Origin of the sequence: Pseudomonas pichavaramensis, assembly GCF_050473265.1 — a bacterium.
Classification (GTDB): Bacteria; Pseudomonadota; Gammaproteobacteria; order Pseudomonadales; family Pseudomonadaceae; genus Aquipseudomonas.
The window spans coordinates 399468-412768 of the sequence record NZ_JBJKFJ010000002.1; the positions used below are offsets into that span (position 1 = coordinate 399468).

Genomic DNA, 13301 nt, shown 5'->3' on the forward strand with positions numbered 1-13301 from the left:
CCCTCGCGCCCCCCCGGATTGCATCCGGGCTACCTGTGCGGCGACGACTGTGGGAGGCGCTTTAGCGGCGAGCGCTTATCGCGGCTAAAGCCCCTCCCACAAGATCAGCGCCAACCCTGTGGGAGCGGCGCAGCCCATTGATCAGGCCTGTGCAGGCTCCAGCTCGGTACGCGGCCAGGCATTGAGCACAGCCTTGAACAGGGTCGCCAGCGGAATGGCGAAGAACACCCCCCAAAAGCCCCACAGCCCACCGAACAGCAGCACGGCGCAGATGATCGCCACCGGGTGCAGGTTGACCGCTTCAGAGAACAGCAACGGCACCAGCACGTTGCCATCGAGCGCCTGGATGATGCCGTAGACCACCATCAGATAGATGAACTGATCGCTCCAGCCCCACTGAAACAGGCCAATCAGCGCCACCGGCACGGTCACCACCACTGCGCCGATATAAGGCACCACCACTGACAGCCCCACCAGCAATGCCAGCAGCGCCGCATAGTTCAGCCCCAGATAGGCAAAGGCGATGTAGGTGACCACGCCGCAGATGATGATCTCGATGAACTTGCCGCGGATGTAGTTGGCGATCTGCTGATTCATCTCCTGCGCGACCTGAGTGATCAGCGCACGCTCGCGCGGCAGATAACCGCGAAACCATTGGCCGATCTGCTCACGATCCTTGAGAAAGAAGAACACCAGAATCGGTACCAGCACCAGGTAGATCATGACGCTGACCAGCATCGGCAGGCTGGACAGCGAGAACGACAGCGCCCACTGACCAAACTTGCCAGCTTCACCGCGCATGCTGTTGATCAGTTGCACGATCTGCGCATCGCTGATCAGGTTCGGGTAGCGCTCAGGCAGCAGCATGAACACCGACTGCCATTCCGCAGCCATGCGCGGCAGCTCGTTGAACAGGGTACTGAGCTGTTGCCAGAGCAACGGCATCAGCACCAGTAGGAACACCACCAGACAGCCCATGAACAGGGTGAACACCAGCCACACGGCAAGCACCTGCGGCACTTTCAGACGCTCCAGGCCATTAACCATGCCCTGCATCAGGAAGGCCAGTACCAGACCGGTCAACACCGGCGCGAGCATGCCGCCCAGGGTCAGCACCACCGCGAACCCCAGTACCAGCAGCACTGCCAGCACCACCGCCTGCTCATCGGAGAAGTAGCGGTACAGCCAGTCACGTAAAACCTTGACCATCAACAATCCTTAATTTGCAGTGATACCGGGGAGTAGATGCTCAGGCCTTGCGCAACCAATAGCGATAGACACCCGAATCGATTTCTTCATGTAACAGCGCATGCCCGGCCAAGGAGGCAAAAGCCCGAAAGTCACGTTGCGAGCCGGCATCGGTAGCACTGACCTTGAGCACGGCGCCACTGGCCAGGCGATTGAGTTCGAGCTTGGCTTTGAGCAAAGGCAACGGGCAGTTGAGCCCGCATGCGTCGAGTTCGGCATCGAAAGCCGGTACGTCTGTCATCGTCTACTCCTGATAAGGGCGCTAGGATAACCAAGCCACTGCAACCCTGGCCAGCGCGGTAGCTGGCCGGCTACAGTAACCCCTTTGCCGTCCGAGAGCCTTGAGTGCATGACTTTTCTGCGCCCCACCCTGCTGACGCTGGCCTGCCTGTTCGCTGCCCATACGGGCGCCAGTGACCTGCCGTCGCTTGGCGATGCCAGCTCCTCGATCGTGTCTCCCCAGCAAGAACACCAACTCGGCCGCGCCTGGCTTGGTCTGCTGCGCGGCCAGGTTTCGCAACTGGATGATCCGCAGCTGAAGGACTTCGTCGAGACCAGCGTTTATCGCCTGTCGGAAACCAGCCAGCTGCAGGATCGCCGCCTGGAGTTCGTCCTGCTCAACAGCCCACAGCTCAACGCCTTCGCCGCGCCCGGCGGTATCGTCGGGGTCAATGGCGGTCTGTTCCTCTATGCCCAGACCGAGGCCGAGTACGCCTCGGTAATGGCGCACGAACTGGCGCACTTGTCGCAACGCCACTTCGCCCGCGGCGTCGAGGCCCAGCAGCGTATGCAACTGCCACTGATGGCCGCGATGCTGGCCGGCATCGTCGCTGCAGCGGCAGGCGCCGGGGACGCCGGTATCGCCACGATCATGTCGACCCAGGCAGCGGCGATTCAGGAGCAGCGCCGCTTCTCCCGTCAGAACGAACAGGAGGCCGACCGCATCGGCCTGGTCAACCTGGAGAAGGCCGGCTACGACCCACGCGCCATGCCGTCGATGTTCGAACGACTGATGCGCCAGTACCGCTATGACGCCAAGCCGCCCGAATTCCTGCTGACTCACCCGGTTTCCGAATCGCGTATCGCTGACACCCGCAACCGCGCCGAGCAATATCCGGTCGAAGGTCGCGAAGACAGCCTGCGCTATCAATTGATGCGTGCCCGCGTACAGCTGACCTACGAAGAGACACCAGGCGTCGCGGCCAAACGCTTCCGCGCCATGCTCGACGAAAATCCGCGGCTCGATGCCGCGCGCTACGGCCTGGTTCTGGCACAAATGAAGACCGGTCAACTGGACGAGGCCGGCAAGACGCTGGCCCCGCTGCTGAGCAAGAGCCCGGACGACATTACCTACAACCTGGCGCAGATCGAGCTGGACATGGCCGCCAACCGCCTGGATGCCGCACAGCGACGCCAGGAGCGCATGCGTAATCTGTATCCAAGCAACTACCCGTTGCAGCAGAGCGGCATCGACCTGCTGCTCAAGCAGCAGCGCATTGCCGATGCCGAACGCGCCCTGGATGACTTGCTGAAGAATCGCGACAAGGACCCGGACGTCTGGTACCAGGTCGCCGAGGTACGTGGCCTGAGCGGCAACACCATCGGCCTGCACCAGGCCCGCGCGGAGTTCTTCGCCCTGGTGGGTGACTACAACCAGGCCATCGAACAGCTGGACTACGCCAAACGCCGCGCCAGCAACAACTTCCAACTGGCTTCACGCATCGATGCGCGTCAGCGTGAACTTAGCGAAGAGAAACGCTTGGTCGAGCAGATGCTGCGCTGACCGCTCCTTTTTCTTGCCGCCGCGCCACCTGCCGATGCCGGTGGCGCGACGACTCGCCTACCGAAGAACCTCTGCCGACCGCCCTAGATCGGGTCATGTGAATGGTGGCACTATTGCTACTATAAAATGTTATGTAATAACATTTTTAACAGTATCTGACGGCGCCACTGCCACGCTTCACTCCCCAGCACCTTGCAACCCGCAGCTCACGCGGGCTCTAAACCTCATAACACGGAGAAGTCGCATGTCATTTCCCAAGCGCCCACTCGCCTGGGCCGTAGGCCTGGCGTTGATACCCTCTGCCTGGTCGGCGGACGTCACGTACCTGCAGCCCTCGATCGTCAGCGCCAGCAGCCTGGCCAGCCAACCCCACGAAATGACCACCCCGGCCGAGGTGCTGGAAGGCGACGAACTGGTCACGCGCCGCGAGGCGACATTGGGTGCGACCCTGGACAAGCTGCCCGGCGTACGCTCCAGCAGTTTCGGCCCCGGTGTTGGCCGTCCGGTGATCCGCGGCCTGGACGGCGCCCGGGTCAAGGTGCTCAGCGATGGCGTGGAGGTGCTCGACGCCTCGACCATCAGCCCCGACCACGCCATCACCAGCGAACCGCTGCTGAGCGAGCGCATCGAAGTGCTGAAAGGTCCGGCCACTCTGCTCTACGGCGGTGGTGCCATTGGCGGCGTGGTCAACGTGATCGACCATAAGATCCCCACTTACGTGCCAGAGAAAGGTTACGAAGGCGAAGTGGAACTGCGCGCAGGCAGCGTGGCCGATAGTGGTGCCGGGGCCTTGGGCATCACCGCCGGCACCGGCAACTTCGCCTTGCGCGTGGAAGGCAGCAAGCGCCAGGACGACGAGTACGACATCCCTGGCTCGCCCGGCAGGCAGCAAGGCTCCTACAACGACACCGACAGCTACACCCTGGGCGGCAGCTTCATCGGCGAGCGCGGCTATATCGGCCTGGCCTACGGCGAACAGAACATCCGCTACGGTCTGCTCGCCCACGAGCACGCCCACTGCCACACCCACGGCCCGCGCGACTGGCACTGCGGCGGCCATGGACACGACCACGATGACGAGGATCACGAGGACAACACGCCCTACGTGGATATGCGCCAGAAACGCTGGGACCTGCGCGGCGAGCTCAACGATCCACTGCCTGGCTTCGAGCTGGCGCGTCTGCGCGTCGGCCACAGCGATTACCAGCACAAGGAGATCGAAGGCGCAGAGGTGGGCACCCGCTTCGACAACGACGCCAACGACGCCCGCCTGGAGCTGACTCATGCCCCCCTGTTCGGCTGGCGCGGAGTGCTCGGCGCGCAGACCTTGCGCCGCGACTTCGAAGCCAGCGGCGATGAAGCCTACGTACCGCCCACGCTCACTCGTAACCACGGCCTGTTCCTGCTCGAGGAATACAGTGTCGGCGCCTGGCGCTACGAACTCGGCCTGCGCCACGAATGGCAGACGATCGACGCCGACGGTGCCAAGGACAGGCGTCACAGCGGCACCTCGATGTCAGCCGGCGCGGTGTGGACTTTCGCGCCGCAATACTCGCTGGGCTTCTCCCTGTCGCGCTCGCAACGCCTGCCCACGGCCGAGGAGCTGTACGCCAACGGCCCGCACGCGGCGACCCGTACCGTCGAGTTGGGCGATCCGGAGCTGAACGAGGAAACCTCGCACAACGTCGAACTGACCCTGCGCAAGTTTGCCGGGCGCACCACCTTCAGCTTCAGCCTGTTCCGCAACCAGGTCGACGATTTCAACCATGCCGCCGACACCGGGCATGACGTCGGCGGCGGCTACCGCGAGATCGAGTATCGCCAGCAGGATGCCGTGCTGGTCGGAGCCGAGGGCGAAGTGCGCTTCCAGGCAACCGATGCCACGGCCCTGAGCCTGTTCGGCGACCACGTGCGCGGCAAGCTGCGCAGCGGTGGCGGAGACCTGCCGCGGATTCCCGCCGACCGGCTCGGCATACGCCTGGAGCAGGCCTTCAGCGAGCGACTCGGCGGCCAACTGGAGCTGATCCGCGTGCAACGCCAGGACGACATCGCCGCCTATGAAAGCAAGACCAGCGGCCACAACCTGCTGGGTGCCGGCCTCAGCTACCGCGGCAGGCTCGATGCCACCGACTACCTGGTCTACCTCAAGGGCGACAATCTGCTCGACGAGAAGGTTCGCCAGCACACCTCCTTCATCAAGGACGATGTGCTGCAGCCGGGACGCAACCTGACCCTGGGTGTGCACCTGGCGTTCTGACGGTTACCCGTCTGTGGGAGGGGCTTTTGGCTCTGGCATCCTGCTTCGCCCTACCTCCTCAGGCGTAACCGCGACCGTCGCCGCTGAAGCGCCTCCCACAAACGCAGGCTTGTACAACAGACTCCGAGATGGAGGCCCAGCGCCTGGCGTTCTGACGGCTACCCGCCAGTGGGAGGGGCTTCAGCCGCGACAGCCTCGTAGCCTGGATGCAATCCGGGGACATCGTGTCAAGCATGCCCCGGATTGCATCCGGGCTTGTATGTTCATCAGGCACTCTAAAGTGGAAGAGGTAAGCCAAAAGAGTGCCGAGGCGGAGGGACTATCCGGGCTATCTGTCGCGTACGCGAACAGACTCCAGTAGCGATTCCCTGCTTCATCAGCCGCAGTGTCGATTAGGGATGCAGCGGCGAGGTCCGAACCTTTCGCACGGCGACGACCCCGATCGCCGATAGCTAGCAAGCTCACACTCAAGCTGATGCCGCCCCGGCCTCGACAGTTTAATCGTCAACTGAGAGGGCTGCCGGGATGAACCAGGCATTGATCGATATCGGAGTGGATGTCAGCAAGGATGAGTTGGTGGTGGCGACCTATGGTCAGGGACAGGTCGTCTGCCTGGCCAATCGGCCGGCGGCTATCCAGCGTTGGCTGAAAGGGCTGCCTCCAGGGTGTCGCATTGGCATGGAGGCAACTAGTACCTACCACGTACAGTTGGCCGAACGGGCCTATGCCGCCGGTCACTGTGTCTATGTCTTCAATCCACGACAGGTTGCCCGCTACCTGAGCAGCCAGCGGCAACGGGGCAAGACCGACCTGCTGGATGCGCGAGGCATTGCCCGCTTTGTTCACAACGAAACCGATCAGGCCCATCCGTTTGTTCCGCCTACGGCGGAGCAGCGGGGCATTGCCAGCCTGGTGCGGCGGCGCCATCTGCTGGTAAAGCAACGTGCGGCGTTGCTGCAAAGCAGCCATGGTGAGACCTGGTTGCAACAGGCTTTGCAGCCCCTTCTGGCGGAGTACCGCAAGCTGTTGAGCACGCTTGATGTAGAACTGGAACGGCTGTTGGCCCAGACCCCACGCTTGGCAGAACAGCGTCGTTTACTACAAAGCATCATGGGTATCGGTCCGCTTGTCAGCATTGCCCTGAGCCAGCACCTGAGCCAAACCGACTATCGTCGCAGCGATGCCCTGGTGGCAGCGTTTGGTCTCGACCCACGTCCACGTGAATCACGGGTGTTATCAGGGGAGCAGAAAGCTCTCTAAGCAAGGCCATCCAGAGTACCGGCGGTTGCTCTACCTCGCCGCGCAAGGAGCCTGTCGGGCCGGTCTCTGGCAAAGCGAGCGTGCAGCCTGGCTAGCGCATGGGCTAAGCAAGACAGCCGTGAACTGCATCATTGCTCGCAAACTCCTGCGAATTGCCTTCGCCGTGTGGCGTTCAGGAATACCTTTTGACCGCAATAGGATCGGACAACAGGCTTGCGGTCGAACATAGGATCTACGTGTCGGAAAATATCCAACTGCCAAACATGAAAAAGCCCCGCACCAGGCGGGGCTCTTTATTTCAGCTAACAGCTCAGGCGCTTTGTGCCAGGTCCATCAGCTCGCGGTTGGCCACGGCGTACATGGCGTAGTCGGTACCGGTTGCCGAGCGCAAGTCGGCCAGCATCGTCTTCCAGCGATCGACTAGACGCTGATGCTGATCGAGCCACAGCGCCACCCGCGCTTCGATCTCCTGCGGGCCGTCGACCATCTGCAGCACCGAAACGGTGATCGCCCGCTGCTGCCAGTCGAGGTCGTCGCGGAAGGCCTCACGCGCCAGCGCCTGCCAGTTGTTCTCCACCGGCAGGTTGGTGATCTGCTGCAGATACCAGGACAGCTCCAGCGCACCTCCCACGGCGAAGTAGGCGGTGGCCACTTCGCTGGCGTCCTTGCCGGTCACGTCCGCCGCTTCGATGATCGGCAGCAGGGTGTACAAGTGGCTGGTACCGGCGACCACACGCGCCAGTTCCTCCGGCGTGCCGGCCTCGACGAAGCCCTGGTAGCGCGCCAGCCATTGCTCGCGTGCTGGGCCTTCAAGCAGCTCGTCCAGGCGACCGACCAGCGCCTCGATACGCGGCGCGAAATGCGCCACGTCGCGGGCAGCGTCCAGCTCGTTACGGCGGCTGCGCAGGAACCAGCGCGTGGCGCGACGGCCCAGGCGCATCAGCTCGTCCATCAGCTGCAGCTGCAGATCTGCCGGCACCTTATAGTCCAGCGCCTCGATCTGCTGCCACCAGTGCGGCAGGCGAAACAGATCACGGACGATGACATAAGCGCCAGCGACGTTGGCCGCGCTCATGCCGGTGGACTCCTTCAGGCGCTGCACGAAGGTGATGCCCATGTGATTGATCAGGTCGTTGGCGATCTGCGTGCTGACGATCTCGCGCTTGAGGCGATGACGACGCATGGCGTCAGCGAACTTGTCGGTGAGGATCGCCGGGAAGGCCGTTTCCATCTCACGGGCCAGGTAGTCGTCATCCGGCACCTGGGATTTGAGCAACGATTCCTTGAGATCGATCTTGCTGTAGGAGATCAGCACCGACAGCTCTGGACGGGTCAGCCCCTGACCGCTGTTGGCGCGCTCGTTAAGCTCCTCGTCCGACGGCAGGAACTCCAGGGCACGATCCAGCTTGCCGGCGCTTTCCAGCGCATTCATCAGGCGTTTGTACTCGCCAGCCCGTTCACGCGCGCGGCGCTCGGCCAGCGACAACGCCTGGGTCTGCTTGTAGTTGTTGCCGAGCACCAACTCGGAAACATCGTCGGTCATTTGTGCCAGCAGCTTGTTGCGCTGCTTCTCGGTCATGTCGCCGCCAGCGACGATTTCGCCGAGCAGGATCTTGATATTGACCTCATGGTCGGAACAGTCCACGCCACCGGCGTTGTCGATGAAGTCGGTGTTGCTGGCACCGCCGTGCAGGCCGAACTCGACGCGACCGAGCTGGGTCATGCCCAGGTTGCCGCCCTCGCCCACCACCTTGGCGCGCAATTCGCGACCGTCCACGCGCAGCGCGTCGTTGGCCTTGTCGCCCACGTCGCCGTGGCTTTCCTTGCTGGATTTCACGTAGGTGCCGATGCCGCCGTTCCACAGCAGATCGACCGGTGCCTTGAGCAGTGCGTGGAGCAGCTCGGTGGGCGCCAGACGGTCAGCAGCGATATCGAAACGCGCCTTCATCTGCGGGCTGATGGCAATGCTCTTGGCGCTGCGCAGGAAGATGCCGCCGCCATCGGAGATCAGCTTGGCATCGTAGTCGGCCCAGCTCGAACGCGGCAGTTCGAACAGGCGCTTGCGCTCGATGAAGCTTCTCGCCGCATCCGGGTTGGGGTCGATGAAGATGTGCATGTGGTTGAACGCAGCCACCAGTTGCAGGCTTTCCGACAGCAGCAGGCCATTGCCGAATACGTCGCCGGCCATGTCGCCGATACCGATCACCGTGACATTGTCCTTCTGCACGTCGATGCCGCGCTCACGGAAGTGACGCTGCACCGAAACCCAGCCGCCCTTGGCGGTGATGCCCATGCCCTTGTGGTCGTAACCGGCCGAGCCGCCGGAGGCGAAGGCGTCGCCGAGCCAGAAGCCGTACTCGGCGGCGATGCCGTTGGCGATGTCGGAGAAGGTCGCGGTGCCCTTGTCTGCCGCCACCACCAGATAGGGGTCGTCGGCGTCGTGGCGTACGACGTTCTGCGGCGGCACCACCTCGCCATCCTTGAGGTTGTCGGTGATGTCGAGCAGGCCGCTGATGAAGATGCGGTAGCAGGCGATGCCCTCAGCCATCACCTCGTCGCGGCTGCCGCCGACCGGCATCCGGCGCGGCACGAAGCCACCCTTGGCGCCCATCGGCACAATCACCGCATTCTTCACCTGCTGCGCTTTGACCAGACCAAGCACTTCGGTGCGGAAGTCCTCCTCGCGGTCCGACCAGCGCAGGCCGCCACGGGCGACGTCGCCGAAACGCAGGTGCACACCCTCGACACGCGGGCTGTAGACGAAGATTTCGAACTTCGGCACCGGCCGCGGGATGTCCGGAATCAGGCGCGGGCTGAGCTTGAAGCTGAAGTAGGCCTTGCCCTGGCCATGCTCGCCGTTCTGGTAGAAGTTGGTGCGCAGGGTGGCCTTGATCAGGTCCAGGTAGCGCCGCAGGATGCGGTCCTCGTTGAGCACGGCAACGTCGTCCAGGGCGGCGAGAATGGCCTGTTCGAGCTTCTGTTGCTTGTCTTCCAGGTCTTCGGCGGTCAGCTTGCGCGCCAGGTAGAAACGGGTGCGGAACAGGCGCACCAGCTCCTTGGCGATATCGGCATGATTGACCAAGGTCGCGGCGATGTAGCTCAGCGAGAAACCCAGGCGGATCTGCTTGAGGTAACGCGCGTAGGCACGCAGCAGCGCCACGTCACGCCAGGGCATGGCGGCGGTCAGCACCATGCGGTTGAAGGCGTCGTTCTCGGCATCGCCACCGACGATATGAATGAAGGCGTCCTGCAGGGTGTCGTTGAGCTGCTGGATGTCGACGTCCAGGCCTTCGGCGTAGGTGAAGGCGAAGTCATGAATCCAGAATTCGCGACCATCGGCCCGGCGCAGTTTGTAGGGGAATTCGCCCAGCACACGCAGGCCGAGGTTCTCCAGCACCGGCATGACATCGGACAGCGGCAGCGGTGAGTCGGCGTGATAGAGCTTGCAGTGCAGCTGCTGGCCACTCTGCGTCAGCGGCTGATAGAAGCTCATCACCAGCGGCTTTTCCGTACTCAGGCTGAGCAGATGCTGCATGTCCACCACCGCCGAATGCGGGGCGAAGCGCTCGCGATAGCCGGCCGGGAAACCACCGGGGAACTCAGCCAACACGTTGGTGCCCTGAGCCTCGCCAAGACTCTCCACCATCAGGCCGGCATAGTCGTCCTTCCACGAACGGCAGGCCTGGATGACTTCCTTCTCCAGGCGCACAGGGTCGATCTGCGCCTTGTTCTTCGGATCGACGCGCAGAATGAATTGCACGCGCGCCAGCACCGACTCGGAGAAGAAGGTCCAGAACTCGCAATCGGTGGCCTGCAGACGCTCCATCAGCACCTGCTGGATCTTCACCCGGGTTTCGGTGGAGTACACGTCGCGCGGCACGTAGGCCAGGCAGTAGCAGAAGCGGCCATAGGGGTCACGACGCAGGAACACGCGGATCTTGTTGCGCTCCTGGATCTGCACGATGGCCATGGCCGTGCTGAACAGGTCGTCCACCGGCGTCTGGAACAGATCGTCGCGCGGCAGCACCTCCAGCACCTGCGCAAGCTCCTTGCCCAGATGCGCGCTGCTGTCGAAACCGGACCGCTGCTTGATCACATCCACCTTGCGGCGAATGTAGGGAATGTTCCATACGCTCTCGGCATACACCGCCGAGGTGTACAGGCCCATGAAACGGCATTCCTTGATCACGTTGCCCTTGGCATCGAGCTCGCGGATGGAGACGAAATCCGGGTAAGCCGGACGATGCACACGGCTCGGTACCGCGGCCTTAGCGAACGACAGCAGCTGCGGCTCACGCAAATAGGCCACGGCCTCCGGCTCGATATGCAGCTCCTCACTCGATAGCCCGGTGCGCAGGCGTTTGGACAGGCCGAGCAGGGATTTCTCGTCGTAAACCATGCTGCCGCCATCGGCAGTCGGCGCCACGGTGAATTCCTCGTAACCGAGGAAGGTGAAATGGTTGTCCAGCAGCCAGCCAAGGAAGACCTTGATCTCTTCCAGCTCGGCCTTGTCCACCTTGAGCTTGGCGCGATCCAGCCAGGCCAGCAGCTCGCGCGCCTTGGCCTTCATCGGCTGGAAGTCGGCCACGCTCATGCGCACATCGCCGAACACTTCGTGGATGGCTTTCTCCAGCGTCTTCAGTTCGGCGGAGCCGGCGCAGCGGTCGATCTCCAGGAACATCAGCGCTTCCTGCAGCACGCCCTCGCCCTGGGTGCCCCGCGGGAGGATTTCCAGCAGTTGACCGTTCTTGTCACGACGCACGCTGAATACGCTGTTCTGCAGGGTGTGGATGCTGTAGCCGTGGCGGTTCAGCTCCATGCGCACCGAGTCGACCAGGAACGGGATGTCGCCATGCAGAATTTCCACCGCGGTGTGGGTGGACTGCCAGCCATGCTTCTCGTAGTCGGGGTTGAACGCCCGCACTTGCGGTTTGGTGTGCTCGAACTGCTCCAGCATGCGCCAGGCCGACAACGTGCAGCCGACCAGATCGGAAAGACGCCGCTGGGTCAGTTCCTCGAGAGCGATGATGCCGAAGAATTGTTCGGCGAAAAGGGCTACTTGTGGCAGCGCCTGCTCACTCACGTGCTGCGCCAGGGCCGCTTGCAGTTGGTGCTGGAAGTCGGCTTTGCTGGCCGCCGTAAAGAACGCCATGTTTTTGCTCCGTTGGGCTGATGGTTCGACAGGACGTCTGGATCGCTGCCGCGGGTTGTTAGTTCAACGTTAGTCCATGAAGCGACGATGACACCTGCGAGTCGCATCGGACCGGCGTGAAGGAAGCGACTGGCGGGTCACATATGACCGTCGAGCTTAACGAGGGAGGCCCCGCAACCGCTTGCGGCGCTGCGACATTTTCTTTCAAGACCGCACCAAGACGGTGCAAAAGAGAAAAGCCATGGCCCGCCACCGGAGAGCGAACGAGCCATGGCAAAAGGTCAGGCGCCGCGCATGGCCTCAGGTAGTGCCAGGACGATCTGCGGGAAGGTGGTGATCAGCACCGCCGCCAGCACCAGCAGCATGAAGAATGGAAAGCTGGCCCGTGCCACCGCGCCCAGATTGCGCCCGGTGAGGTTCTGGATGACGAACAGGTTGAAACCCACAGGCGGTGTGATCTGCGCCATCTCCACCACCAGAATGACGAAGATGCCGAACCACAGCAGGTCGATGCCCGCGGCCTGCACAGCCGGCAGGATCACCGCGGTGGTCAGCAGGATGATCGAGATGCCATCAAGGAAGCAGCCCAGGGTGATGAAAAACAGCGTCAACGCCAGCAGCAGCAGATAAGGAGACAGCTGCTTGGCGATGATCCAGTCGGCCAGCGCCGCTGGCAGGCCGGTGAAGCTCATCGCCGATGTCAGGTAGGCCGCACCGAGCAGGATGAAGAAGATCATGCACGAGGTGGACACCGCGCCCATCAGGCTGGCCATGAAGGTCTCCCGGGTCAGCGCGCCGGAGCACAGGGCGATCAGCAGCGCACCGACCACACCCACCGCTGCTGCCTCGGTGGCCGTGGCGATGCCGCCGTAGATCGAGCCGATCACCGCGACGATCAGGCCCAGCACCGGAATCAGCAGCTTGGCCCGGCGCAGCTTCTCCATAAATGGCAGGCGCTCGCCCTCCTCCGGCAATTTGCTGCGGTTGCACGCCGACCAGAGCATCAGGTAGCCGCTGAAGATTGCCAGCAACAACAGCCCCGGCAGAATGCCGGCGATGAACAGCCGCGAGATCGACACCTGCGCCGCCACGCCGTAGACGATCATCATGATCGACGGCGGGATCAGCAAACCGAGCGTGCCGGCACCGGCCAGCGACCCCATGGCGATGGACTCCGGATAGCCGCGCGACTTCAGCTCGGGCAGGGATATCCGGCCGATGGTCGCAGCGGTGGCGGCAGACGAGCCACTGACCGCCGCGAACATACCGCAGCCGAAGACGTTGACGTGCAGCAGGCGCCCCGGCATGCCGCGCATCCACGGCGCCAGGCCGTTGAACATGTCTTCGGAGAGACGAGTGCGATAGAGGATTTCGCCCATCCAGATAAACAGTGGCAAGGCGGTCAGCGTCCAGCTGGCGCTCGACGCCCAACTGGTAGACGCCAGAATCGAGCCGGCCGGCGCGCCGCCGAACAGCTCCATGCCGATGATGCCGACGCCCAGCAGCGACAGGGCAACCCAGACGCCGCCGCCAAGCAACACGAACAATGCCAGCAGCAGCGTGATAGTAATGATTGTGTAGTCCACGGGTTCACTCACGAA

7 protein-coding genes are annotated in these 13301 nt (G+C 63.0%); 3 read left to right on the top strand and 4 right to left on the bottom strand.

Annotated elements, in window-relative coordinates; genetic code table 11:
* Positions 1-141: 141 nt before the first annotated feature.
* Together ACJRW5_RS05415 and ACJRW5_RS05420 are read right to left on the bottom strand one after the other, a co-directional pair.
* Positions 142-1209: an AI-2E family transporter gene (locus tag ACJRW5_RS05415; protein WP_484569505.1), complete on the bottom strand. Its 1068-nt coding sequence runs from the start codon at positions 1207-1209 to the stop codon at positions 142-144.
* 40 nt (positions 1210-1249) lie between these two features.
* Positions 1250-1489 (bottom strand): sulfurtransferase TusA family protein, encoded by a 240-nt coding sequence (locus ACJRW5_RS05420; RefSeq protein WP_484569506.1) that lies wholly within the window; start codon positions 1487-1489, stop codon positions 1250-1252.
* A gap of 108 nt (positions 1490-1597) precedes the next feature.
* Between ACJRW5_RS05420 and ACJRW5_RS05425 the strand changes: the two genes are divergently transcribed.
* From ACJRW5_RS05425 to ACJRW5_RS05435, 3 genes are all read left to right on the top strand, one after another.
* The gene (locus ACJRW5_RS05425; RefSeq protein WP_484569507.1) at positions 1598-3031 is read left to right on the top strand and encodes a M48 family metalloprotease; all 1434 of its coding nucleotides are present in this window, start codon (positions 1598-1600) and stop codon (positions 3029-3031) included.
* A gap of 244 nt (positions 3032-3275) precedes the next feature.
* Entirely contained in the window at positions 3276-5288 is a 2013-nt protein-coding gene (locus ACJRW5_RS05430) for a TonB-dependent receptor (protein WP_484569508.1), read from the top strand.
* A 525-nt stretch (positions 5289-5813) separates the two neighbouring features.
* On the top strand, positions 5814-6548 hold the full coding sequence (locus ACJRW5_RS05435; RefSeq protein ID WP_484569509.1) for an IS110 family transposase: 735 nt from the start codon (positions 5814-5816) through the stop codon (positions 6546-6548).
* Between the two features lie 310 nt (positions 6549-6858).
* Here the strand turns inward: ACJRW5_RS05435 and ACJRW5_RS05440 are convergent, their stop codons facing one another.
* Both ACJRW5_RS05440 and ACJRW5_RS05445 read right to left on the bottom strand, forming a co-directional pair.
* Positions 6859-11700, bottom strand: coding sequence for an NAD-glutamate dehydrogenase (locus tag ACJRW5_RS05440; protein WP_484569510.1), 4842 nt, complete (start codon positions 11698-11700; stop codon positions 6859-6861).
* A 281-nt stretch (positions 11701-11981) separates the two neighbouring features.
* A complete protein-coding gene (locus tag ACJRW5_RS05445) occupies positions 11982-13286 on the bottom strand; it encodes a TRAP transporter large permease (RefSeq protein WP_484569511.1) in 1305 nt (434 codons plus the stop codon).
* Between the last annotated feature and the right edge of the window lie 15 nt (positions 13287-13301).